Here is a 22,364-nt window from a genome sequence, read left to right on the forward strand (position 1 = left end):
TTGGTGGCGGGGTGGCGGGCGCGGATCATCGCGCAGACCACCCTCGCCCTCACCCTCGAGGCCGCGACTCACGTCGACGAGCAGGTGTTCTGGTGCGCCTCCCGGCTCACGCCGTCGCAGCTGSSCCGCGTGGTCGACGAGGCCCGGGTCCGGTTCATGCCCGACACGGTCCAGAAGTCACTGGACGATTCGGCGGACAAGCGGCACGTCACCTTCGACACCGAGCAGGCCTCGTTCGACGGGACCATGCACCTCGAGGCCGACCTGGAGATCCCCGACGCCCTCGCGCTGGCCGAAGCCGTCACGAGCGGGGCCGAGCACCTGGCGAACCTCGGGTCCACCGACACCGCCGACGGCCGCCGGGCCACGGCGCTGGGCGACCTGGCCCGGCACCAGTTCACCATCGGCTTCGACGATCCCGACGCGGACGACACCTCGGGGGTTGAGGTGCGAGCGCAGCGAGCCTCGAAACCCACGGCGTCCTCGAGGCCTTCGAAGCCGGTGACGCAGATCCACCTGTATGCCCACCTCTCGGCGGACGCGATCACCCACTTCGACAACCCGGATGCGTCGGATGAGGCGTTGTGTGGGCGGATCGAGCAGGCCGGCCAACGTCTGTTGTCGGTGGACCAGATCCGGGCCTGGTGCGGGCGACCCGACGTGCAGGTGGTCGTCACCCGGGTCATCGACCTCCGGGAGCGGTTGGAGTGCCAGGGCTACAGACCCACCCCCGAGATCCGTCAGCACGTCATCGTCCGCGACGGCACGTGCGTCTTCCCGTGGTGCGGCCGCAACGCCAGGCTCTGCGACCTCGACCACGTCATCCCCTACAACCACGAAAAGCCCGAGGACGGTGGTCCGACGGCGACCGACAACCTCGCCCCGCTCTGCAGGCGGCACCACCGCCTCAAGACACGGGGCAGGTGGCGCTACGAGATGACCGAACCCGGGGTGTTCGTCTGGACCAGCCCGCTCGGCCACACCTACCTCCGCGACCACACCGGCAGCCAGCCGATCGGCCGCGCCTGGCCCGAGCCCGGGATCCCGTCCCCGCGCGACGGCACCGACACGCCGGACCACGACGACACGCCGCCCCGCCACCCGAGCTCGGATCCGGACGACCCGCCGGACGCACACCCGCCCGACCTCTGACCACCACGCCCCGGACCCCGCCAACGCACCATCGGCGGGGGCGCCGGCGCGTCCGGGACACTCGCCCCGACCTGCCGCGAGGACACCCGCAGGGCCACAGCCACGTCCGGACAGCTCACCACCGGCAGGGCCACAGGCATGTCCGGGGCAGCTCGCCACTGGGACACTGGACGAAGCCTCAGGCGCGGACTGGTCAGCTCGTCACCGACCGCCCGGTGTTACGCGGTGCGTGCGGAAAGACACTCAGGCACGACAGCGCTCCATCGAGTGTGCGCAACGGCACCGGAGCGGCACGCCGAGTGGTGCTTCCACGCACACCCGCCGACGAGCACCAGCCGCCTCTCGCGGCAGCAGCGCCCCATTGAGTGTGCGCAACGGCACCGGAGCGGCACGCCGAGTGGTGCTTCCACGCACACCCGCCGACGAGCACCAGCCGCCTCTCGCGACAGCAGCGCTCCTCCGCTCCCCTGCGCCCGACGGCAGGCGGCTGAGCCCGCGTGGAGACGACCAGCGAAGGTCACACCGAGGCGGCCCGCACCTTGGCGGCCAGCTGCTCGGGCGTGTCCGGCGTACCACCGTGAGAGGCGATCCAGTCGTAGACCTCTTCGCGCTCCGCGTGGCACATGAGACCCACGACGTCCCCGGGGCGCGCCTGCGCGACGAGGGCAGCCAGGCAGTCGACCTCGGTCCGGTGGGTCTCGATGTCCTCGACACCGACGCGGGCCGCCCCCGCACGCAGCAGCTGGTCGATCTCGTCCATCGTGCGACCGCGGAGGTAGTGCTCCTTGTGCCCGATCGCCACGACGTCGCTGCCCTTGGCGCCGATCTCCCCCAGGGCGTCGATCAGCTCGTCGGTGCGGTCGCCGACCGCACCGAGGCCGAGCAGGAGGCGTGCGCCGGGGCGTCGTACGCCGCCCATGATCTCGAGCAGGGCCTCCAGCCCGGCCTCGTTGTGGGCGAGGTCCATGACCACCGAGAGGTGGTCGCCGTCGACCGGCAGCGTGAAGAAGTTCATCCGGCCCGGGTTGTGCTCGGCGTCCGGAAGGAACGACCGCAACCCCTCGACGACGGCCTCGGCCGGCAGGCCGATGGCCAGCGCTGCAGAGGTGGCGGCGAGCGAGTTCTCGACGTTGAAGCGGGACAGACCGGCGAGGGTCATGGGTACGTCGACCAGCTCGACGAGCGGCTCCGGGTCGGCGCCCGGCCGGAGCACGGTCACCCACCCGTCGATGACGGTGGTGGCCCGGCCTCCGCTGCCGAGCACCTCACGGATGGCCGGCGAGTCGGGGTCGCGGGAGAAGACCCACGGCCTGGCCTTGGTCACCGACCGCATCGCCAGCACCCGCGGGTCGTCGGCGTTGAGCACCGCCCAGCCGTCCTTGCGGGTGATCTGGGGGACGACCGACTTGACCTCGGCGAGCTGGTCGACGGTGTCGATGCCCTGGAGCCCCAGGTGGTCCGCGGTGACGTTGGTGACCACCGAGACGTCGTTGTGCCGCAGGCCGATGCCCTTGAGCAGGATGCCGCCACGTGCGGTCTCGGTCACCGCCAGCTGGACCTGCGGGTGGGCCAGGACGCGCCCTGCGCCGCTCGGCCCCGAGTAGTCGCCGGCCTCGACGAGCTCGCCGTCGATGTAGACGCCGTCGGTGTTCGACCAGCCGGTGAGGAGCCCGTGGGCGCGCGCGATGTGGGCGATCATCCGGCTCGTGGTGGTCTTGCCGTTGGTCCCCGTCACCGCGACGACCGGCACCCGTGGGGTCAGCGTCGTCGGCCCGTCCCCCGGCTCGGCCGCCGCGACGGTCTCGGCGGCGGCGCTGACAGCGGCCTCCAGGTCGGGGGTGGGCAGCGCGTCGAGCGCGTCGGCGACGGCTCGCCCCAGGGACTCGGCCCGACCCCGGTGCCGCCACGGGAACGCGACGACGAGCCGGTCCGGGTCGCTGGTCGGTCGGACCCGTACGGCGAGCCGCGTCGTACCCGACTCGGCAGCGATCGCCCGCACGAGCCTCTCCACCGCACGCATCGCGAACCGCTGCCGGAAACCGCTGCCCGGGGCGCCCGGACGAGTGCTCCGCAGCCCGATCCGGCGTGCGAAGCGCAACGCGGTCTCGTCCGACGCCTCGACGATCGTGGTCACGTCGAGGGTCAGTTTGATGGCGGCGCGGGGGAAGTAGAGGTTCGGGCCCTCCAGGACCCGGAGCTCGACGAGAGAGTTCACCCGCGCACGCTACCGAAGCCAGTCACACCACCCGATGTCCGCACATACCCAGATTCGGAGATGTGCCGGGACCCGGCCGGGCGGATGCTCCAAGGGCAGGCCCCAGGTCGGGGCCGTGGCCGCTCGGGGGGACGTCCTGCGTCTCGCGCCCACAGCAACCGAAGGGACCGCACATCCATGAGGAAGATCATCGTCGCCATCGCCATGGCGCTCGCTGCTCTCACGACGTTCGTCGCCGCACCCAGCGCGAACGCCGTCGAGATCGGCTACGAGGGCTGCACGCCCGGCTACTGGAAGAACCACACGGACAACTGGGAGGAGATGAAGACCGAGCGCCTGTTCGGGGTCGTCTACACCTCCGCCGCACCGACGGCCGTGGGTGGCCTCACGTTCCTGCAGGCGCTCTCCGCCAAGGGTGGACCGGGCGTCGACGGCGCCGCGGGCAACCTGGCACGGGCCGCGGCCGCGGCCTACCTCAACGCGGCCCACGAGGGCCTCGGCTACCCGTGGCGTCGCGACAAGGTCGGCCTGGACGGCCGTCCGCCGCTCGTCGACACCGTCAACGCGGCGTACGCCAGCGGCGACCGCGCCACGATGCTCGATCTGGCCAGCCGGCTCGACATGGACAACAACCTGGGCTGCCCGCTCAACTGATCACGGCCACGGGTGGTGCTCCGGCTCGACCGGGGCACCACCCGTGCTCACGTGTGGGGGTGGTGGTCAGAGCCCCATCGCGTGGAAGCCGCCGTCGACGTGGACGATCTCGCCGGTGGTGGCCGGGAAGAAGTCGCTCAGCAGGGCGCACACGGCCTGCGCGGTCGGGACCTGGTCGGTCTCGTCCCAGCCGAGCGGGGCGCGGTCCTTCCACGAGGTCTCGAGGTCCTCGAAGCCGGGGATCGCCTTGGCCGCCAGCGTCTTGAGCGGACCGGCGGAGACGAGGTTGCAGCGGATGCCCTCGGGGCCCAGGTCGCGTGCGACGTACCGCGACGTGCTCTCCAGCGCCGCCTTGGCGACGCCCATCCAGTCGTACGCCGGCCAGGCCGACGTCGCGTCGAACGTGAGGCCCACGATGGAGCCGCCCCGCGACATGAGCGGCCGGGTGGCGGTGGCGAGGGACTTGAGCGAGTAGGCCGAGACCTGCACCGCCTGGGCGACGTCGTCCCACGGTCCCTCCATGAACTTGCCGCCGAGCAGCGTCGCCGGGTTGCCGTAGGCGATCGAGTGCACCACCCCGTCGAGGCCGTCCACGTGCTCGCGCACCTGGTCGGCCAGGCCGGCGAGGTGGTCCTCGTCGGTGACGTCGAGCTCGAGCACCGGCGGCTCGGTCGGGAGCCGCTTGGCGATCCGCTTGGTGATGCCCAGCGCCCGCCCGAAGTTGGAGATGAGCACCGTGGCGCCCTGCTCCTGCGCCACCTTGGCCGTGGCGAAGCCGATGGAGGAGTCCATCGTCACGCCCGCCACGAGGATCCGCTTGCCGTCCAGAAGTCCCATTGTCAGATTCCCTCTCGCTCGTTCAGTGGCCCATGCCGAGGCCGCCGTCGACCGGGATGACTGCCCCGGTGACGTACGCCGCCGAGCCGGACGCCAGCCACGTGACGGCGCCGGCGACCTCCTCGGGGGTGGCGTAGCGGCCCAGTGGCACCTGGGTCTTGATGGCCTGCTTCTGCTCGTCGGTGAGCACGTCGGTCATGTCGGTCTCGACGAAGCCGGGCGAGACCACGTTGGCGGTGATCGAGCGCGACCCCAGCTCGCGGGCCAGCGAGCGGGCCATGCCCACGAGACCGGCCTTGGAGGCGGCGTAGTTGACCTGGCCGGCCGAACCGAGCAGCCCGACGACCGAGGAGATGAAGATGATCCGGCCCCGCCGCAGCCGCAGCATGCCCTTGGCGGCCCGCTTGGCCAGCCGGAAGGAGCCGGTGAGGTTGGTGTCGATGACGCTCGACCACTGCTCCTCCGACATGCGGAGCACCAGCGTGTCGGCGGTGATCCCCGCGTTGGCGACCAGCACCTCGACGGGCCCGTGGGCCTCCTCGATGGTCTTGAACGCGGTCTCCACGGCCTCCGGGTCGGTGATGTCGCAGCGGACGTCGAGCGCCCCCTCGGGCGCACCCCCGCTGCGCGTGGTCACGGCGACCTTGTCGCCCTGGGCGATGAAGGCCTCCGCGATGGCGCGGCCGATGCCGCGGTTGCCGCCCGTCACCAGCACGGAACGGGGCTCGGGGCGCGTGTCGTCACTCATGCTGGTCGACGCTAGTGATTACCCCGGGGTACGCGAAAAGACCTCGCCGTCTCACTCGTCCTCGAGCCGGAAGCCGACCTTCATGCCGACCTGGACGTGCTCGACCTGGCCGTCCTTGGCCTGGCCGCGGATCTGGGTCACCTCGAACCAGTCGATGTGGCGCAGGGTCTTGCCGGCCCGCTCGATGCCGTTGCGGATGGCCTGGTCGACGCCGTCGGGCGAGGTGCCGACGATCTCGGTGACGCGGTAGGTGCGGTTGGACACGGGTCCTCCTGGGGTGCGTACGGACGGTCCTCCGGAGCCTAGCGACGCACGGCCCTGCGTTGGGGGTGCGACGTACAGTGAATGCATGGCCCGCCGCGAGGATCAGAGCACTCCTGTGCGCATCACGACCGCGGCGTCGAGCCACCACGCGGACATCGCGGCCAGGCAGAAGCGCTACGTCATCTCGATGTCGATCCGCACCCTCTGCTTCATCGGCGCGGTCGCCGTCGGGCCGGGCTGGCTGCGCTGGGTGCTGGTGGCGGGAGCGGTCCTCCTGCCCTACGTGGCGGTCGTCATGGCCAACCCCGAGACCCGCAAGGACGACAGCTTCGAGCTGCGTGGCGCGCCCAGCACGCGGGAGCTCCCACCGTCCGCCACACGCCCGTAACCGGTTGTTGGTTTTGCCGTTGCGTCGTGCAAGAATCAACTTCGCCACCCAGCATCCCCCGTCTGAGGTGGCACCGGCGGTGCCGGACGGCTTCCCCCGTGGCTGTCCGGCACCGCCCTCATTTCCGGCCGTCCCGGACGTCGAGAGGATGGACCGAGGTTGAGCGACGAGCTCCCCGACATCTGCTCCGCCAAGGGATGCACGGCCCCCGCCACCTGGGCGCTGCTCTGGAACAACCCCAAGCTGCACACGCCCGAGCGCCGCAAGACGTGGCTGGCCTGCGACGAGCACCGGACGACCCTGGGTGACTTCCTCGGGGCGCGCGGATTCCTCAAGGACGTCGTCGCGCACCCGAGCCACGGATCGATCTAGTTCTTCGGTCGAGCGTCTCGCCCGACCCACGTCAGCGGACCCGCCGACGCCGCTCCGTCAGCCCCCGATGGCCGACATCGGCCGGTCGGGCTGGAGGAACGACGGGTCGTTGATCCCGTGGCCCGGCAGCTTGCCCGCCATCGCGGTCACCCAGCGCTGCGCGAGCTCCTCGTCGGTGGCGCCCGCGCGCATGGCGGCGCGCAGGTCGGACTCGTCGCGGGCGAACAGGCAGTTGCGCACCTGTCCGTCGGCGGTGAGGCGGACCCGGTCGCAGTCCCCGCAGAACGGACGCGTCACCGAGGCGATGATGCCGACCGTCGCCGGACCGCCGTCCACGTCGAACAGCTCGGCCGGGGCACTCCCCCGCGGCGCGCCGTGCGGCGTGAGGTCGAACTCGGCGCTGAGCGCGTCGTAGATCTCGTCCGCCGTGATCATCTCGGCGCGGCTCCAGCCGTGCTGCGCGTCCAGCGGCATCTGCTCGATGAAGCGCAGGTCGTAGCCCCGCTCGATCGCCCAGGCCAGCAGCTCGGGCGCCTGGTCGTCGTTGAGCCCGCGCAGCAGGACCGCGTTGAGCTTGAGCGGCCCCAGCCCGGCGGCCCGGGCAGCCTCGAGACCGGCGATGACGTCGTCCAGCCGGTCCCGGCGGGTCACCACGTGGAAGGTCTCGCGACGGACGCTGTCGAGGCTGACGTTGATGCGGTCGAGCCCGGCGTCACGCAGCGCCTGGGCGTTGCGCTGCAGGCCCAGGGCGTTGGTGGTCAGCGACGTCTCGACGCCGCCGAGGGCGTGGGTGCGGCGCACGATGTCGACCAGCCCGCGGCGTACGAGCGGCTCACCGCCGGTGAACCGCACCTCCTGCACGCCGAGGCGGCGTACGGCGATGGTGATCAGCCGGACGACCTCGTCGTCGGTCAGCGTCTGGTCGTCGGGCAACCAGTCGAGGCCCTCCGCCGGCATGCAGTAGGAGCACCGCAGGTTGCAGCGGTCGGTCAGGGAGACGCGCAGGTCGGTCGCGACACGACCGTAGTCGTCTGCGAGCGGGAGCATCCGAGTCGTCACCACGACAGTCTAGGTGGTGGGGGTGCGGGAGGGCCGTCACTCGCCCGTCCGGAGGGGTGGGGACGGGCGAGGTCGCCGACGGCGCGTGCGGGGTCGCCGGATAGCCTCGAGTCGTGCGACGGTTCCGGTTCCTGCTCAGCAGACGCTGGGTGCTCTTCCTGCTGACCGTCCTCGCGCTCGCCTGGGTGGCGTGGCGCCTCGGGGAGTGGCAGTTCCACCGCCTCGAGGACCGCAAGGACCGCAACGCGATCATCGAGCGCAACGAGACCCAGGCACCGGTGCCCGTCACCGACGTGCTGGGCATCGACGCCCCGGTGTCGTCCGACGAGGAGTGGACCCGGGTGACCGCGACCGGCACGTACGACGTCGACTCCACCGTCGTCGTCCGCTACCGCACCCGCGACGGGGCGGCAGGCGTGGACGTCGTGGTCCCGCTGGTGCTGGCCGACGGCACGAGCCTGCTGGTGGACCGGGGCTGGTTCGCGACCGACAACCGCGGCACCACTCCCGACGACGTGCCCGCTCCCCCGGCCGGCGAGGTGGAGATCGAGGGCTGGGTGCGTGCCGACGCCGCGGGCGACAGCGCCGCGGTCACCGACTTCTCCACCCGCGCGATCAGCAGCGCCGAGATCGGCCCGGCGATCGACCGGGAGGTCTTGGAGGGCTTCGTCGACCTCCGCTCGGAGTCGCCCGAGCCCGAGCAGGCCCTGGCCCCCGCCCAGCTCCCCGACCTCGACAACGGTCCGCACTTCTTCTACGGCCTGCAGTGGTGGTTCTTCGGAGCCCTGGCGCTCTTCGGCTTCGCCTACCTCGTGTACGACGAGTCGCGCGGCGGCCGTGGGCCGGTGCGCGGCTCGCGTCGGCAGCCGGCCGCCGGAGCGAATGCGGAGACCGGCGGTCAGAGCGAGCGGAGCATGCCCCCGTCGACCGGCAGCATGACCCCGGTCACGAAGGACGCCGCCGGCGACAGCAGGAAGGCCGCGGCCCGGCCGAACTCCTCCGGCTCGCCGTAACGCCCCAGCGGGATCGTCGCCTCGGCGGCGGCCCGTGCCGCGGCGGCGTCGCCGGACAGCTCGTCCAGCTCGGCGACCCGGTCGGTGGCCACCCGGCCCGGGAGCAGCCCGTTGACCCGCACCCCGCGGGGGCCGAGCTCGTCGGCGAGGGTCTTGGCGACCATCGCCAGCCCGGGACGCAGGCCGTTGGAGATGGCCATGTCGGCCAACGGCACCCGCACGCTCGAGCTCAGGACCAGGGCCAGTGACCCGCCGTCGCCCAGCGCGGAGCCGAGCTCGCGGGCCAGCCGCACGGCGCCGAGGAAGACCGATCCGAAGGCGGCGGTCCACTGCTCGTCGGTCATGGCGGTGACCGGACCCTTGGGCGGCCCCCCGACCGAGATCAGGGCACCGTCGAGGCGCCCCCAGCGCTCGTGGGCGGCCGCGACCAGCCGGGCCGGCGTGGCGGGATCCGCGTTGTCGGCCTCGACCGTGGTGGCCGCCTCGCCGAGGTCGGCGGCGGCGGACTCCAGTGACTCCGCCGAGCGCCCGGACAGCACCACCCGGGCCCCCTCGGCGACCAGGCAGTCGGCGGTGGCGCGGCCCAGGCCGCGCGCTCCACCGGTGACGACGTAGACACGGTCCGAGAGCAGCAGGTCCATCCCCCGACCCTAGCCAGTCACCCGACCTGCGCCGCGTCCTCCCGGAACTGCGTGGCGTACAGGTCGGCGTACAGGCCACCCTCGGCGAGCAGCGACGTGTGCGTGCCGGACTGCACGACACGGCCGTCCTCGAGCACGAGGATCTGGTCGGCGTTGCGCACGGTCGAGAGCCGGTGCGCGATGACGAGGGAGGTGCGCTCCTCCAGGGCCGCGTCGAGGGCGCGCTGCACGGCGGCCTCCGACTCGCTGTCGAGGTGCGCGGTGGCCTCGTCGAGGACCACGATCGACGGGGACTTGAGCAGCAACCGGGCGATCGCCAGCCGCTGCCGCTCGCCTCCGGAGAGCCGGTAGCCGCGGTCGCCGACCACGGTGTCGAGGCCGTCGGGCAGGCTCCGCGCCAGGGTGCCCACCTGCGCCGCCTCGAGCGCCGCCCATATCTCGTCGTCCGTGGCACCGGGGCGGGCGTAGACGAGGTTGGCCCGGATCGTGTCGTGGAACATGTGGGCGTCCTGGGTGACGTAGCCGACCGCGTCCTCCAGCGACTCCAGGGTGACGTCGCGGACGTCCTGGCCGCCGACGCGCACGGCGCCGGACGTGGCGTCGTACAACCGGGCGACCAGGTGCGTGACGGTCGTCTTGCCGGCGCCCGACGGGCCGACGAGGGCAACCATCTGGCCGGGCTCCGCGGTGAACGAGACGCCGCTCAGCACCTCGCCGTTGTCGCGGGACTCGACCCGGGCGACCTTCTCCAGCGACGCCAGGGACACCTCGTCGGCGCTGGGGTAGCGGAAGGACACGTCGTCGAACTCCAGCCGCGAGGCGGAGCGAGGCAGCACGGTCGCGCCGGGCTTCTCGGCGACCAGCGAGGGCAGGTCGAGCACCTCGAAGACCCGCTCGAAGCTGACCAGCGCGGTCATCACGTCGATGCGCACATTGGAGAGTCCCTGGAGCGGCCCGAGCAGGCGCAGGAGCAGCGTCGCCAGTGCGAACAGCGTGCCCACGGTCAGCTCGTCCTGGATGGCGAGGTGACCGCCGACGCCGTAGACCAGGGCGGTGGCCAGCGCCGGGACGAGCATCATGGAGGCGCCGAAGATCCGGGTGATGAGCGAGATCCGCACCCCAAGGTCGCGCACGACGCCCGCCTTCTGGGCGAAGACGACGTCCTCCTCGGTGCGGCGGCCGAAGAGCTTGAGCAGCATCGCGCCGCCCACGTTGAAGCGCTCGGTCATCGCGTTGCCGAGGTCGGCGTTGCCGTCCATCTGGTCGCGGGTCAGCCCGGCCAGCTTGGTGCCGACGATCCGCGAGGTGATCAGCAGGATGGGGAAGAGCATCAGGCACAGCAGGGTCACCTGCCAGCTCAGCGCCAGCATCGCGATGCCGACCACCACGACCGAGATCGAGTTGGACACCGTGCTCGACAGGGTGGACGTGAAGGCGCGCTGGGCGCCGATCACGTCGTTGTTGAGCCGCGACACGAGGGCACCGGTCTGGGTGCGGGTGAAGAAGGCCAGGCTCTGCCGCTGCACGTGGCCGAAGACCTGGGTGCGGAGGTCGAAGATGAGGCCCTCTCCGATCCGCGAGGAGAACCAGCCGGCGACCACCGCGAGGGCTGCGCTGACGATCGCCACGCCGGCCATCGCGAGCGCGAGCAGGGTGACCAGCGAACCGTTGCCGGCGGTGATGCCGTCGTCCACCAGGCGCTGCACGAGCAGCGGGTTGACGACCACGAGGCAGGCGTCGACCACGGTCAGCAGCAGGAAGACGGTGATGAGGCCGCGGTGCGGGCGCGCGAACGACAGCACCCGGCGTACGGTCTCGCGGCTGACGCCACGCGGGACCTCGGACCTGTCGGTGCGCATGTGGCGGAAGACCGCTCCACGCCCACCGGGGCTCATCATCGACATCCGACCTCCTCAGGTCCTGCAGGGGCACGTCCCGATCGGGAGGCTAGGACTTCATGTCCACACGAGGACAAGTCGGCGGTGCTCCGGGTCAGGCGAGCGACACCAGGTCGAGGTAGCCCTCGTTCCACAGGTCCTCGTCCCCGTCGGGGAGCAGCAGCACCCGGTCGGGCTCGAGGGCCCGCACGGCCCCCTCGTCGTGGGTGACGAGGATGATCGCTCCTTCGTAGGAACGGATCGCGGCCAGCACTTCTTCCCGCGACGCCGGGTCGAGGTTGTTGGTGGGCTCGTCGAGCAGCAGCACGTTGGCGCTGGAGACGACCAGGGCGGCCAGGGCCAGGCGGGTCTTCTCGCCACCCGAGAGCACCGACGCGGACTTGTGGGCGTCGTCGCCGGAGAAGAGGAACGACCCGAGCACGCTGCGCGCCTCGCTGTCCGTGAGCTGGGGGGCGGCCGACTGCATGTTCTCCAGGACGGTGCGACCCGTGTCGAGGGTCTCGTGCTCCTGGGCGTAGTAGCCGACCTTGAGCCCGTGTCCGGGCAGCACGCGACCGGTGTCGGCCTCGTCGACGCCGGCGAGGATCCGCAGCATCGTGGTCTTGCCGGCACCGTTGAGGCCCAGGATCACCACGCGCGACCCGCGGTCGACGGCGAGGTCGACGTCGGTGAAGACCTCCAGCGAGCCGTAGGACTTGGACAGCTCCTCGGCGGTGATCGGGGTCTTGCCGCACGAGGCGGGGGCGGGGAACTTGATCCGCGCCACCTTGTCGGAGGCCCGCTCGCCCTCGAGGCTCGAGACCATCTTCTCGGCGCGCTTGAGCATCGACTGGGCGGCGGTCGCCTTGGACGCCTTGGCCCGCATCTTGTTGGCCTGGTCGGTGAGGGTCTTGGCCTTGCTCTCGGCGTTGGCCCGCTCCCGCTTGCGGCGCCGCTCGTCGGTCTCGCGCTGGGTGAGGTAGTTCTTCCACCCCATGTTGTAGACGTCGATGACGCCGCGGTTGGCGTCGAGGTGCATGACCTTGTTGACGGTCGCCTCGAGCAGGGCGTTGTCGTGGCTGATCACGATCAGGCCGCCGCGGTGGGAGGAGAGGAAGCCGCGCAGCCACACGATGGAGTCGGCGTCGAGGTGGTTGGTGGGCTCGTCGAGGAGCAGGGTCTCGGCGCCGGAGAACAGGATGCGGGCGAGCTCCACGCGGCGGCGCTGGCCACCGGACAGCGTCTTGAGGGGCTGCTCGAGCAGCCGCGCCTCGATGCCGAGGCTGCTGGCGATCTGGGCGGCCTCGGACTCGGCCGCATACCCGCCGCCGGCGTGCAGCTCGGCGTCGGCGCGGGCCCACCGCTTCATCCCGCGCTCGTGGACGGCGGGGTCCTCGTCGGCCATCTCGACCTCGGCGTCGCGCAGGCGGCGTACGACGTCGTCGAGACCGCGTGCGGACAGGATCCGCTCGCGGGCCAGGACCTCGGGGTTGCCGATCCGGGGGTCCTGCGGGAGGTAGCCGACCTCACCACTGGTGAGGACGGTGCCGGAGGCCGGCTGGGCCTCGCCGGCGAGGATCTTGGTGAGGGTCGTCTTGCCGGCGCCGTTGCGGCCGACGAGGCCGACCTTGTCGCCTGCGGCGATGCGGAACGAGACGTTCTCCATGAGGAGGCGAGCGCCCGCGCGGACCTCGAGCTGCTGGGCGGTGATCATCGGTCCCGAGTGTACGGAGGAAGGACCCACCCCTAGGAATCGGCGGTGACGCACGATCGGGCGACGGCGCGTTAGCCTGCCCCCCGACCCTCCTGCTCCACCGAAAGGCGCACCCACATGCGGTTCAACCCGAAGGCTGACATCAGCGGAGGTCGCGTCGGCGACGCCGGGCGTGGCGGCGGTGGCGGCGGAGGCGGTGGCATGCGCATCCCGATGCCCGGTGGCACCAAGGCCGGCGGCGGCATCGGCGGGGTGCTGGTGATCATCCTGTTCCTCGTGCTCACCCAGTGCATGGGCGGCGGCGGGGGCGGCGGCACGGGCATCGACCCGACCGGCCAGGGCGGCAACCCGTCGGGCCTCGACCAGGACAGCGAGCGCTACGCCAACTGCAGGACCGGCGCGGACGCCGAGGACGACGCGGACTGCGCCCGCAAGGCCGTCCTCCTGTCCCTCGAGCAGTACTGGGCGGCCACGCTGCCCGAGCAGGGCGGCACCGAGCTCGTCCCCGCCCAGACCATCACCTTCAGCGGCGGCGTCAACACCGGCTGCGGCCAGGCCACCTCCCAGGTCGGCCCGTTCTACTGCCCGGCCGACCAGCAGATCTACCTCGACACCACCTTCTTCTCCGACGTCCTCGAGGGACAGCTCGGCGGCCAGGGCGGCGACTTCGTCGAGCCCTACGTCCTCGCCCACGAGTACGGGCACCACATCCAGAACCTGCTCGGCACCATGGGCCAGGTCCGCACCCAGCAGGGCCCCGAGTCCGACGCCGTGCGGCTCGAGCTGCAGGCCGACTGCTACGCCGGCATGTGGACGCGTGACGCCAGCGACGGTGACGGCATCCTCCTCGACCTCGACCAGGGCGACATCGACGAGGCCATCGACTCGGCCAAGACCGTCGGCGACGACCGGATCCAGCAGAAGTCCGGCCAGCGTGTCGACCCCGAGGGCTGGACCCACGGGTCGTCGGAGCAGCGCATGCGCTGGTTCATGGTCGGCTTCGAGGAAGGCTCGTTGGAGGCGTGCGACACGTTCGCCGCCACCGAGCTCTGAGCCGCCTCTCGGGGTAGTCCGTGACGGTCGGACCCCTGGATCACGAGATCCGGGGTCCCTTCGTCACGGACTACCGCGACTCACCCGAGCAGGGCCTCGATCTGGGTCACCTGGCGCTGCATGGCGACGATGTACGGCGCGACCGCGGGGTGGCGGAACTTGCCGGCGAGGGCACCCTCCCCGTCGGCGACCCGGCCGAGGGCCCAGTCGACCCGGGTGAGGGCGGTGTAGACGGCGGTCACCTGGGCGCCGAGCTCGGCCTGCTCCCGGGTCGCGAAGCTCTCCGGCAGGCCGTCGAGGTAGGCGTCGAGCAACGTCTCGAACCCCTCGCGCGAGGACAGTGACAGGTAGCCGAGGTCGGCACCCACCGGGCCCGTCCCGAGGTGCGACCAGTCGATGGCCACCGCATCGCTGCCGTCGCGCACCGGCACGTTGGCGCCGACCGGGTCCCCGTGCTGGGCGACGCGAGGCAGGTCGTCGCAGCGGGCGAGCCACGAGTCCCGCCTGCTCCACAGGTGCTCGGCGATGTCGGCCGTCGGCGTGCGCGCGAGGGTGCGCCATCCCCCGCGACGCTCGACGAGGCCGAGCCGGGTGCGCAGCTGACCGCTGGCCAGCCACGGCTCGTCGCCGAGGTCGGCCCCGGCGAAACGCCCGAGGCAGTGGGCGATGAAGAGCCCGCCCGGTGCCTCGCCCGCCACCCGCTCGTGCACCACCGTCACGCCGTCCTCGTCCTCCTCGACACGGACGACGGGCGCCTCGCGGAGCCCGGGCGTGCGGCGTACGACGCCCGACAGCGCGACGTCCGCGGCACGCCGCCAGTAGCCGGTGTCCCGCGGGTCGCTCAGACCGGCCGGGTCGGGCGGCTCGGGGGCGGCGAAGCGCTTGGCCACCACCTCGCGGCCGGCCTCGACGGCGGACCACACGCCGAACGTCGACGGGCCGGCGCCCGGGAGTCGCTGCCAACCGGGCTCGGGCTGCCACATGGCGAGGACGCTAGCGGACCTCGACGTCGCGGCGGGTGAACGCCGCGACACCGGCGGCGCTCAGCACGGCGGCCACCGTGGCGAGGCCGAGGACCGGTGCCCACCTGAAGTCCTCGGCCGGCACCAGCGCCATGTGCTCGAAGGGGGACAGCGCCTGCAGCCCGTCGGGGATCGAGAAGAGCTCCCCGAACATCAGCACGACCACCGCGTAACCCAGCACGACCCACGCCAGCGAGGCCAGCCGCGGGGAGATCCCGTACAGCAGCCGGGCCACCGCGCTGGTGACGAGCACCGGGACGACGTACGGCAGCGCCGCCAGCGTGTAGTCGAGCACGGCGCCACCGTCGTCGGCGGCCAGCGCGTAGCCGACGCCGAGCCCGCCTCCCGCGGCCACCACGACGAGCACCGTCCCGACCACGGTGACCGCGACCTGTCCGACGAGCCAGCGGGCGCGGGACAACCCCGTCGCCAGCAGGCTCTCCACCCTCCCCTCCGCCTCGTCCTGGCGGGGCCGCAGGGCACTGCTGACGGCGAAGCCGCACGACATGAGCGCGAGCAGCACGATCGCGGTCGCGTAGAAGCCGTCCACGAGGCCTCCGGCGCCCCGCTCGAACATCTCGCGACTGAGCTCGCTGTCGCCGATCAGGTCACCGACGTCCGAGCCCATCGAGCCGTAGGCGAGGCCCATCAGTGCCATGCCCGTGGTCCAGCCGATGACGGCACCCCGCTGGAGGCGCCAGGCGAGCCCCCAGCCCGACGCGAGCCCGGGCGAGGCGTTCGCTGGTCCCGGGCGCGTGGCCACGACGCCGGCGCCGAAGTCCCGGCGCCCGAACACCCACAGCGCGACCGCGAGCGCCAGGGCGGCCCCGGCCACCAGCAGCAGCATCGGCCACCACCTGAGCCCCGAGAACGCGTACATGCCCTGGTACCAGCCGATCGGCGACATCCACGTGAGGAAGGGGGTGCCGACGTCCCCGATGGCGCGCAGCAGGTAGGCGATCGCGATGACGGCGCCCGCCAGCCCGTACGCCGCGCGCGCACCGCTGGTGAGCTGGGCTGCGAGGAGCGCCGTGCCGGTGAACACGGCTCCGACCGCGGCGAGGCCGGCGCCCAGGGCGACCGAGTCGGCGACGGCGAGCGGCACGGCCACGAGGCTGGCCGCCACGAGGGCGCCGGCGAGCAGGTTGGCGACCAGGGCCACCAGGACGGCGGCCAGCGTCGGTGCTGCGCGACCGATGGAGGAGGCGCGCAGCAGCTCGTCGCGACCCGACTCCTCCTCCGCCCGTGTGTGGCGCACGACGAGGAACATCGACATGAGGCCCACGACGATCGCACCGAAGGCGGTCGCCTGCCACGACACCTGTCCCCCGACCGTGTTGAGCGCGCGGGCGGGGCCGGCCATGGAGATGAGGGCGGCGTTGCCCTCCATGCTGGCCGCGGCAGCGTCGAACTCGGCCTGCGTGGCGTACAGGCCCTTCACGCTCACGGCCTGCGACCAGTAGAGGAGCATGGTGCCCGACGACCACCACAGCAGCATCCAGCGGTCCCGCCACAGGAAGTGCCGCAGCAGCGTCCCAGTCCCGGTCACGACGCCGGCTCGTGGTCCGCGTGGTCGCCGTAGTGGCGCAGGAAGAGCTGCTCCAGCGTGGGAGGCGTGGCCGTCAGGGACGCGACGCCCGCCTGCTGGATCATCCCCAGCGCGTCGCCGAGCACCGCGGTGTCGACCTCGAAGAAGGCCCGGCGACCGTCGATCTCGAGGTCGTGCACGCCGGGCAGGGCCTCGAGACCGGCGACCGGCCGCACGGTCTCGGCCGCCACCGAGGTGCGGGTCAGGTGCCGCAGCTCGGTCAACGTGCCGGTCTCGACCCGCTGTCCGGCACGGATGATGCTCACCCGGTCGCACAGCCTCTCCACCTCGGCCAGGATGTGGCTGGAGAGCAGCACCGTGCGCCCGCTGTCACGGAAGTCGTCGACGCACTCCTGGAACACCGACTCCATCAGCGGGTCCAGCCCGGTGGTGGGCTCGTCGAGGACGAGGAGCTCGACGTCGCTGGAGAGCGCGGCCACGAGGGCGACCTTCTGACGGTTGCCCTTGGAGTAGGCCCGCCCCTTCTTGGTCGGGTCGAGCTCGAAGCGCTCCAACAGGTCGGCCCGGCGCCGTTCGTCGAGGCCTCCCCGCAGCCGGCCGAGGAGGTCGATGACCTCACCGCCGGTCAGGGCGGGCCAGAGGTTGACCTCCCCGGGGACGTAGGCCAGCCGACGGTGCAGGTCGGCCGCGTCCGCCCACGGATCGCTGCCGAACAGCCGGACCTCTCCCCCGTCCTTGCGCAGCATCCCGAGCAGCACCCGGATGGTGGTGGACTTGCCCGAGCCGTTGGGTCCGAGGAAGCCGTGGATCTCGCCCTGCGCCACGTCGAGGTCGAGGCCGTCCAGGGCACGAAGGTGTCCGAACGTCTTGACCAGACCGGAGATCTCGATGGGATCAGCCACGACCCCCAGACTAGGCGCGGCGCCGGACGTCGGGGAGGGACGAAAGACCCGTCAGGAGCGGCGCACGACCCGACGCCTCAGGCGTTGGTGACGTCGACGCAGAGCGACTGCGCGTCGGCGATCGCCTGGTCGAGGACCGCGCGCCGGGGGTCGGGCACCGCCAGCCACGGCTCGACGACCCGCATCCCGGACAGCCGGGCGTCGGTCAGCACCTCGTCCACCGCCGTCCGGTCCCCGCCGGTCACGAGCACGCCCGGGCGCAGGATCCGCGCCGCGCGGTCGGCGGCGGCCTCGTAGGCCTGGCGGGCCTGGTTGTCGCGCCGGCGCGCGAAGCGCTGCTGGCTCTGGCCACCGGCCTTGGTCCGACCCTGCACGTGGCGCTGGCCGATCTTGTGCTCGACCATCCGTGTCCCCTCCATCCGGGCCACCGCGAACCCGCCCTTGCGGACGAGCAGCACCCCCCACCGGCCGGGGGGCCCGCACGCCGCGAGCAGGGCGCCGACGTCGGGCACGGCGTCGTACGTCGCAGCGAAGGGCGGACGGGCCACGAACGACGATCCATCGGCGGCGTCGCCGCGCAGCCCCCCGTCCTCGACGGCGTAGGACGTCGCCCCGTGCCGGGCCTCGAAGTTGACGACCCAGCGCTCGAGGCGGGCGGGAGGGACCAGGACGACAGGCACGGCTCAGAGGAAGTCGAGCGGGTCGAACTCGTCGATGGGGATGACGCGCACACGCGGGAGCGGTGCGGTGAAGGCGCCCACGTCGTGCTCGAGGTCGATGATGCGCAAGCCGGGCAGCCCGCGGAACGCCCCGTTGACGAACTCGTTGAAGCCGACCACGCCGACCTGGCGGCTGCCGTCGCACAGGCGGGACACCTGCTCCACGAAGTCACCGTCGTGGCTGACCAGCACGACGTCGGCGTCACGGTCGACGAGCGCGTCGGCCGTGCGCTGGATGGCGATGTCGACCACCTTGCCGGCGCCGCTGAGCGGCACGGGCCGGAAGCCGATCGCGATCAGGGCCTGGACGAACGTCGTCGGCAGCTCCGTCCCGGCCGCGAGGAAGAAGAGTCCGGTGACGTCCTGGTCGAACGCGCGCTCGGTCCACTCCAGAAGCCGGTCCCAGCGGGGCCGCTCCTCGGGACGGGGACGACGGCCGAGGATCGAGCCACCCAGGGTCGCGTCGATGTTCTCGCCGTCGACGAGGAGGTAGGTCGTGCGCTCCGACACGGGTCAGTCGCCCTGGTAGACGACGCGGAACTGCTCGCGCACCTCGTCGCCGTCGACGGCCACCGTGGTGGTCTCGACGAGTGCCCGCGGTCGCCCCTCGCCGTCGCAGAGGATCGACAGGACGCCCTCCTCGGGCAGCATGCCGTCGTAGTCGGCGAGCTGTGCGGTCGTCGAGCCACCCTCGTCCTCGAGCGCGGCGGCGACGAACTCCCCCGCCTCGGCCGGCGAGTCGCCGTACGACCAGGCCGGCGGCGGCACCGACTCCAGCGGTGTCGGACCGAAGTACGACGACGCGGCGTTGAGCTTGGCGTGGACGCGGGCGACGTCCCAGAAGGCCCGGACCTCGGGGTGGTCCGGCTCGGACACGGTCATGTCGGCGTCGCTCATGCCCGAACCCTAGCCGGGTGTCACGGTCCCGCAGGCGACGTCGACCCCGGCGGCGGTGTGGCCGCGCGGTCCTGCGCGGTGGAGCGCAGCACGCACGGTCATGCCGAGCCTCCGGCGGGCTCGAGCCCGATGACCGTGGTGGGCCGGGTGCCGAGCGGGAGCACGACCCGCTCCCCCGTGGTGCCCGGCACCTCACGGCAGTCACCCGACGGCAGCGCGCACGTCATCAGGGTCAGGGTGTCCCCCGGACCGATCTCCTGCCCGCGCCCCGGCCCGTCGATGGCCACGCCGAGCACGGTGTCGTCGTCCACCCATCGCACGAGCGTCCAGCGGGCCGTGCCCGCCCGTGGGACGACCTCGTCCCCCTGCTCCACGACGACGACGTCGCGGAGAGCGTCCCGCTGGCGGATCCGCGCGCGACCGTCCGGGCTGACCAACGGGTCGCCGGCCTCCCCCGGTGCCGGCTCGTCGTCGAGCGGACGTCCCGCGCCGGTGGCGAGGTCGTAGGCGTAGTCGCCGTTGACGACGCGGGCTGCGACCTCGTCGTCGGAGATGCCGAGGATCTCGACCTCCGACTCGAGGAGGTGGTCCACGGAGTCCTCGATGTCGGAGGTGTCCATCCCGTCGTCGGAGGCGACCTGCTTGCCCGACACGAGGTCGAACAGCCGCATGGTGGCCTCACCGGTGTCGAGGTCGGCATCGAGGACGGCGAGGCTCTCCCCGTCGGGCGAGGCCGCCAGGCCGGCGCCGGCCACCGTCAGCCCGGTGTCGGTCGGAGGCGCCCGGGCGCCGAGAACATGAGCTCGGCGTCCGCGAACTGTGCCGAGCCGATGTCGTCGGCGGACTCCGCGGGGACGAAGAACACGCCGTCCCCGGCGACGACGAAGGCGCGGACCGGTCCCCCCACGTCGATCGACGTGCCGTCGGCCAGGTGGACGGTCGACCCCGCGGCCCACACGAGGCCACCCGTGCCGACGGGGGCGCGAGAGGTGCGCCAGCCCGCGTCCTCGTCCAGGTCCGGCCGGTCGGCGCCGCACGCTCCGACCAGCACGACGGCCAGCGTCGTCAGCAGCGCGGTCGTCCCCGAGAGCTCATGCGTGCGATCGTGCCACCCGAGTCACCGGACCAGACGTCGCGCCGGGTCAGGGTCCGGACACGACGCCGTCGAGGCTCCGTCAGACGTTGAAGCCCAGCGCGCGCAGCTGCTCGCGGCCGTCGTCGGTGATCTTGTCCGGGCCCCACGGCGGCATCCAGACCCAGTTGATGGCCACGTCGTTGACGATGCCCTCGAGCGCGGACTGCGTCTGGTCCATGATCACGTCGGTGAGCGGGCAGGCCGCCGAGGTCAGGGTCATGTCGATGACGGCGTTGCTGCCCTCGTCGACGTGCACGCCGTAGACCAGGCCGAGGTCCACGACGTTGATGCCGAGCTCGGGGTCGACGACGTCCTTCATCGCCTCGGTCACGTCGTCGATCGTGACCGTGGTGGTGCCGCCGGCGGCCGGTACGTCGGGGAGGTCACCGTGGTCGGGGACGTGTGCGGGAGCACCGGTGCTGTCGTTGGTCATGCCTTCTCCTTGTCGAGACTCTGTGCGGTCGCGTCCTTCCACGCCATCCAGGAGAGGAGGGCGCACTTGACGCGGGCGGGGAACTTGGCGACTCCGGCGAACGCGATGCCGTCCTCGAGGACGTCCTCGTCGGGCTCGACCTGTCCCTTGCCCTGCATCAGCTCCAGGAACGTCTGGTGGATCGTCATGGCCTCGTCGACGCGCTTGCCGATGAGGAGGTCAGTCATCACGGAGGTGGACGCCTGCGAGATCGAGCAGCCCAGGGCGTCGTACGACACGTCCTCGACCACGCCGTCGGCGACGTGGACGCGCAGCGTCACCTCGTCGCCGCAGGTGGGGTTGACGTGGTGCACCTCCGCCTCGAACGGGTCGCGCAGACCCGCGTGGTGGGGGTGCTTGTAGTGGTCCAGGATGATCTCCTGGTAGAGGGAGTCGAGGTCCATCAGGCATCCAGCTTGAAGTAGGAACGGGTGTGGTGCAGCCCCTCGACGAGCGCGTCGATCTCGGCCGGGGTCGTGTAGAGGTAGGACGACATCCGGGTCGAGCTCTGGACGCCGAAGCGCGCGTGCGCCGGCTTGGCGCAGTGGTGTCCGGCCCGCACGGCGATGCCGCGCGAGTCGAGCACCTGGGCCACGTCGTGGGGGTGCACGCCGGCGACCTCGAAGGAGATCGCGCCGCCCCGCGAGGCGGCGTCGAGCGGACCCATGACGGTCAGGCCGGGCACGGTCTGCAGGCCCTCGAGGGCGTACGCCGTGATGGCCTGCTCGTGAGCGTGGATCGCGTCCATCCCCACGTGGTCGAGGTAGTCGACGGCGGCGCCGAGGCCCACGGCCTCGACGATCGGCGGCGTACCGGCCTCGAACTTGTGCGGGATCCCGGCGTACGTCGAGCGCTCCATGCGGACCGTCTCGATCATCTCGCCGCCACCGAGGAAGGGCGGCAGCTGCTCGAGCACCTCACGACGCCCCCAGAGGACGCCGATGCCGGTCGGCCCGACCACCTTGTGGCCGGTGAAGACGAGCACGTCGGCACCGCTGGCGACGACGTCGACCGGCAGCTGGGGCGCAGCCTGCGACGCGTCGACCACGACGATCGCCCCGACCTGGTGGGCGCGGTCCGCGATCTCGCGGACCGGGTTGATCGTGCCGAGCATGTTGGACACCCAGGTCAGCGAGACGACCTTGGTGCGCTCGGTGATGAGCTCGTCGATGTTCGACAGGTCGAGCCGCCCGTCGTCGGTCAGCCCGAACCACCGCAGCGTCGCTCCGGTGCGCTCGGTGAGCAGCTGCCACGGCACGATGTTGGAGTGGTGCTCCATCTCGGTGATGACGACCTCGTCGCCCTCGCCGACCTGGAGGTCACCGCGCCACGCGAGCGTGTTGGCGACCAGGTTGAGCGCCTCGGAGGCGTTCTTGGTGAAGATCACCTCGTCGCGGCTCGGCGCCTTGATGAACGCCGCGACCTTGTCGCGCCCGGCCTCGAAGGCCTCCGACGCCTCCGCGCCCAGCTGGTGCATGGCGCGGGCGACGTTGGCGTTGTGGCGCTCGAGGTGGTCGACCATCGTGTCGATGACGACCTGAGGCTTCTGCGAGGTGTTGGCGCTGTCGAGGTAGACCAGCGGGTACCCGTCCGCGAGCGTGCGCTCGAGGATCGGGAAGTCCTTGCGGATGACCTCCAGCTCGGGAAGCAGTCCCGGGATGCTCATCTCTGGTCTCCTCTC

Annotated in this window: 25 protein-coding genes; 6 read left to right on the forward strand and 19 right to left on the reverse strand. The window is 72.0% G+C overall.

What is annotated here, in order from left to right; all coding sequences use genetic code 11:
- Positions 1-1,152, forward strand: a 1,152-nt coding sequence (locus ASG88_RS17050; protein ID WP_268791466.1) for an HNH endonuclease signature motif containing protein, incomplete at its 5' end; no start/stop codon positions are given.
- A 517-nt stretch (positions 1,153-1,669) separates the two neighbouring features.
- Here the strand turns inward: ASG88_RS17050 and ASG88_RS17055 are convergent.
- A complete protein-coding gene (locus ASG88_RS17055; protein ID WP_056888655.1) occupies positions 1,670-3,367 on the reverse strand; it encodes a Mur ligase family protein in 1,698 nt (565 codons plus the stop codon).
- A 177-nt stretch (positions 3,368-3,544) separates the two neighbouring features.
- Between ASG88_RS17055 and ASG88_RS17060 the strand changes: the two genes are divergently transcribed.
- A complete protein-coding gene (locus tag ASG88_RS17060) occupies positions 3,545-4,021 on the forward strand; it encodes a hypothetical protein (RefSeq protein WP_056888656.1) in 477 nt (158 codons plus the stop codon).
- 66 nt (positions 4,022-4,087) lie between these two features.
- Here ASG88_RS17060 and fabI read toward each other — a convergent pair whose 3' ends face one another.
- Genes fabI through ASG88_RS17075 form a run of 3 tightly spaced genes read right to left on the reverse strand, consistent with a single transcriptional unit; the run spans position 4,088 to position 5,870 of the window.
- Entirely contained in the window at positions 4,088-4,858 is a 771-nt protein-coding gene (fabI, locus tag ASG88_RS17065) for an enoyl-ACP reductase FabI (RefSeq protein ID WP_056888657.1), read from the reverse strand.
- A 22-nt stretch (positions 4,859-4,880) separates the two neighbouring features.
- Positions 4,881-5,606 (reverse strand): beta-ketoacyl-ACP reductase, encoded by a 726-nt coding sequence (locus ASG88_RS17070; protein ID WP_056888658.1) that lies wholly within the window; start codon positions 5,604-5,606, stop codon positions 4,881-4,883.
- Between the two features lie 51 nt (positions 5,607-5,657).
- Positions 5,658-5,870 (reverse strand): dodecin, encoded by a 213-nt coding sequence (locus ASG88_RS17075; protein WP_056888659.1) that lies wholly within the window; start codon positions 5,868-5,870, stop codon positions 5,658-5,660.
- 85 nt (positions 5,871-5,955) lie between these two features.
- Here ASG88_RS17075 and ASG88_RS17080 point away from each other — a divergent pair, with 85 nt between their 5' ends.
- Positions 5,956-6,258: a DUF3099 domain-containing protein gene (locus ASG88_RS17080; protein ID WP_082600618.1), complete on the forward strand. Its 303-nt coding sequence runs from the start codon at positions 5,956-5,958 to the stop codon at positions 6,256-6,258.
- Positions 6,259-6,417: 159 nt separating this feature from the next.
- Positions 6,418-6,630 (forward strand): hypothetical protein, encoded by a 213-nt coding sequence (locus ASG88_RS17085; RefSeq protein WP_056888661.1) that lies wholly within the window; start codon positions 6,418-6,420, stop codon positions 6,628-6,630.
- A 57-nt stretch (positions 6,631-6,687) separates the two neighbouring features.
- On the opposite strand, the gene moaA is transcribed toward ASG88_RS17085, so the two are convergent.
- Entirely contained in the window at positions 6,688-7,677 is a 990-nt protein-coding gene (gene moaA / locus ASG88_RS17090; protein ID WP_056888662.1) for a GTP 3',8-cyclase MoaA, read from the reverse strand.
- Between the two features lie 125 nt (positions 7,678-7,802).
- Here moaA and ASG88_RS22720 point away from each other — a divergent pair, with 125 nt between their 5' ends.
- The gene (locus ASG88_RS22720) at positions 7,803-8,702 is read left to right on the forward strand and encodes an SURF1 family protein (protein ID WP_082600619.1); all 900 of its coding nucleotides are present in this window, start codon (positions 7,803-7,805) and stop codon (positions 8,700-8,702) included.
- Here the strand turns inward: ASG88_RS22720 and ASG88_RS17095 are convergent.
- The 3 genes from ASG88_RS17095 to ASG88_RS17105 form a co-directional block, all read right to left on the reverse strand.
- Positions 8,588-9,343 (reverse strand): SDR family oxidoreductase, encoded by a 756-nt coding sequence (locus ASG88_RS17095; RefSeq protein ID WP_056888663.1) that lies wholly within the window; start codon positions 9,341-9,343, stop codon positions 8,588-8,590. The two genes, ASG88_RS22720 and ASG88_RS17095, sit on opposite strands and share 115 nt — an antisense overlap.
- Before the next feature lie 17 nt (positions 9,344-9,360).
- Entirely contained in the window at positions 9,361-11,247 is a 1,887-nt protein-coding gene (locus ASG88_RS17100) for an ABC transporter ATP-binding protein (RefSeq protein ID WP_235534899.1), read from the reverse strand.
- Positions 11,248-11,335: 88 nt separating this feature from the next.
- Positions 11,336-12,934 (reverse strand): ABC-F family ATP-binding cassette domain-containing protein, encoded by a 1,599-nt coding sequence (locus ASG88_RS17105; RefSeq protein WP_056888664.1) that lies wholly within the window; start codon positions 12,932-12,934, stop codon positions 11,336-11,338.
- 117 nt (positions 12,935-13,051) lie between these two features.
- Between ASG88_RS17105 and ASG88_RS17110 the strand changes: the two genes are divergently transcribed.
- A complete protein-coding gene (locus ASG88_RS17110; protein WP_056888665.1) occupies positions 13,052-13,987 on the forward strand; it encodes a neutral zinc metallopeptidase in 936 nt (311 codons plus the stop codon).
- An 80-nt stretch (positions 13,988-14,067) separates the two neighbouring features.
- On the opposite strand, the gene ASG88_RS17115 is transcribed toward ASG88_RS17110, so the two are convergent.
- The 11 genes from ASG88_RS17115 to ASG88_RS17165 form a co-directional block, all read right to left on the reverse strand.
- Entirely contained in the window at positions 14,068-14,970 is a 903-nt protein-coding gene (locus ASG88_RS17115; protein WP_056888666.1) for a phosphotransferase, read from the reverse strand.
- A 10-nt stretch (positions 14,971-14,980) separates the two neighbouring features.
- Entirely contained in the window at positions 14,981-16,558 is a 1,578-nt protein-coding gene (locus tag ASG88_RS17120; protein ID WP_056888667.1) for an ABC transporter permease, read from the reverse strand.
- Positions 16,555-17,460: an ATP-binding cassette domain-containing protein gene (locus ASG88_RS17125; protein WP_056888668.1), complete on the reverse strand. Its 906-nt coding sequence runs from the start codon at positions 17,458-17,460 to the stop codon at positions 16,555-16,557. The genes ASG88_RS17120 and ASG88_RS17125 overlap by 4 nt, the downstream gene beginning before the upstream one ends.
- Before the next feature lie 77 nt (positions 17,461-17,537).
- Positions 17,538-18,140 carry an acVLRF1 family peptidyl-tRNA hydrolase gene (locus ASG88_RS17130; RefSeq protein ID WP_056888669.1) on the reverse strand — a complete coding sequence of 201 codons (603 nt, stop codon included), beginning with the start codon at positions 18,138-18,140 and terminating at the stop codon, positions 17,538-17,540.
- Between the two features lie 3 nt (positions 18,141-18,143).
- The gene (locus ASG88_RS17135; protein WP_056888670.1) at positions 18,144-18,689 is read right to left on the reverse strand and encodes an NYN domain-containing protein; all 546 of its coding nucleotides are present in this window, start codon (positions 18,687-18,689) and stop codon (positions 18,144-18,146) included.
- 3 nt (positions 18,690-18,692) lie between these two features.
- Positions 18,693-19,076 carry a hypothetical protein gene (locus ASG88_RS17140; RefSeq protein ID WP_056888671.1) on the reverse strand — a complete coding sequence of 128 codons (384 nt, stop codon included), beginning with the start codon at positions 19,074-19,076 and terminating at the stop codon, positions 18,693-18,695.
- Between the two features lie 98 nt (positions 19,077-19,174).
- Entirely contained in the window at positions 19,175-19,831 is a 657-nt protein-coding gene (locus ASG88_RS17145; RefSeq protein WP_056888672.1) for a hypothetical protein, read from the reverse strand.
- Between the two features lie 2 nt (positions 19,832-19,833).
- Entirely contained in the window at positions 19,834-20,127 is a 294-nt protein-coding gene (locus ASG88_RS17150; protein ID WP_056888673.1) for a hypothetical protein, read from the reverse strand.
- A gap of 124 nt (positions 20,128-20,251) precedes the next feature.
- The gene (locus tag ASG88_RS17155; RefSeq protein ID WP_056888674.1) at positions 20,252-20,644 is read right to left on the reverse strand and encodes a metal-sulfur cluster assembly factor; all 393 of its coding nucleotides are present in this window, start codon (positions 20,642-20,644) and stop codon (positions 20,252-20,254) included.
- A complete protein-coding gene (sufU, locus tag ASG88_RS17160) occupies positions 20,641-21,087 on the reverse strand; it encodes a Fe-S cluster assembly sulfur transfer protein SufU (protein ID WP_056888675.1) in 447 nt (148 codons plus the stop codon). The genes ASG88_RS17155 and sufU overlap by 4 nt, the downstream gene beginning before the upstream one ends.
- A complete protein-coding gene (locus tag ASG88_RS17165; RefSeq protein WP_056888676.1) occupies positions 21,087-22,349 on the reverse strand; it encodes a cysteine desulfurase in 1,263 nt (420 codons plus the stop codon). The genes sufU and ASG88_RS17165 overlap by 1 nt, the downstream gene beginning before the upstream one ends.
- Positions 22,350-22,364: the final 15 nt, after the last annotated feature.

Origin of the sequence: Nocardioides sp. Soil777, from assembly GCF_001428425.1 — a bacterium.
GTDB lineage: Bacteria > Actinomycetota > Actinomycetes > Propionibacteriales > Nocardioidaceae > Nocardioides > Nocardioides terrigena.

Excerpts from the sequence above, each read along its gene's own strand:
- ASG88_RS17095 (WP_056888663.1), bottom strand. The coding sequence starts at position 9,343 with ATGGACCTGCTGCTCTCGGACCGTGTCTACGTCGTCACCGGTGGAGCG.
- ASG88_RS17100 (WP_235534899.1), bottom strand. The coding sequence starts at position 11,247 with ATGTCGATGATGAGCCCCGGTGGGCGTGGAGCGGTCTTCCGCCACATG.
- ASG88_RS17110 (WP_056888665.1), top strand. The coding sequence starts at position 13,052 with ATGCGGTTCAACCCGAAGGCTGACATCAGCGGAGGTCGCGTCGGCGAC.
- ASG88_RS17115 (WP_056888666.1), bottom strand. The coding sequence starts at position 14,970 with ATGTGGCAGCCCGAGCCCGGTTGGCAGCGACTCCCGGGCGCCGGCCCG.
- ASG88_RS17105 (WP_056888664.1), bottom strand. The coding sequence starts at position 12,934 with ATGATCACCGCCCAGCAGCTCGAGGTCCGCGCGGGCGCTCGCCTCCTC.
- ASG88_RS17080 (WP_082600618.1), top strand. The coding sequence starts at position 5,956 with ATGGCCCGCCGCGAGGATCAGAGCACTCCTGTGCGCATCACGACCGCG.
- ASG88_RS17140 (WP_056888671.1), bottom strand. The coding sequence starts at position 19,076 with ATGAGCGACGCCGACATGACCGTGTCCGAGCCGGACCACCCCGAGGTC.
- moaA (WP_056888662.1), bottom strand. The coding sequence starts at position 7,677 with ATGCTCCCGCTCGCAGACGACTACGGTCGTGTCGCGACCGACCTGCGC.
- ASG88_RS17165 (WP_056888676.1), bottom strand. The coding sequence starts at position 22,349 with ATGAGCATCCCGGGACTGCTTCCCGAGCTGGAGGTCATCCGCAAGGAC.
- ASG88_RS17155 (WP_056888674.1), bottom strand. The coding sequence starts at position 20,644 with ATGACCAACGACAGCACCGGTGCTCCCGCACACGTCCCCGACCACGGT.
- sufU (WP_056888675.1), bottom strand. The coding sequence starts at position 21,087 with ATGGACCTCGACTCCCTCTACCAGGAGATCATCCTGGACCACTACAAG.
- fabI (WP_056888657.1), bottom strand. The coding sequence starts at position 4,858 with ATGGGACTTCTGGACGGCAAGCGGATCCTCGTGGCGGGCGTGACGATG.
- ASG88_RS17060 (WP_056888656.1), top strand. The coding sequence starts at position 3,545 with ATGAGGAAGATCATCGTCGCCATCGCCATGGCGCTCGCTGCTCTCACG.
- ASG88_RS17070 (WP_056888658.1), bottom strand. The coding sequence starts at position 5,606 with ATGAGTGACGACACGCGCCCCGAGCCCCGTTCCGTGCTGGTGACGGGC.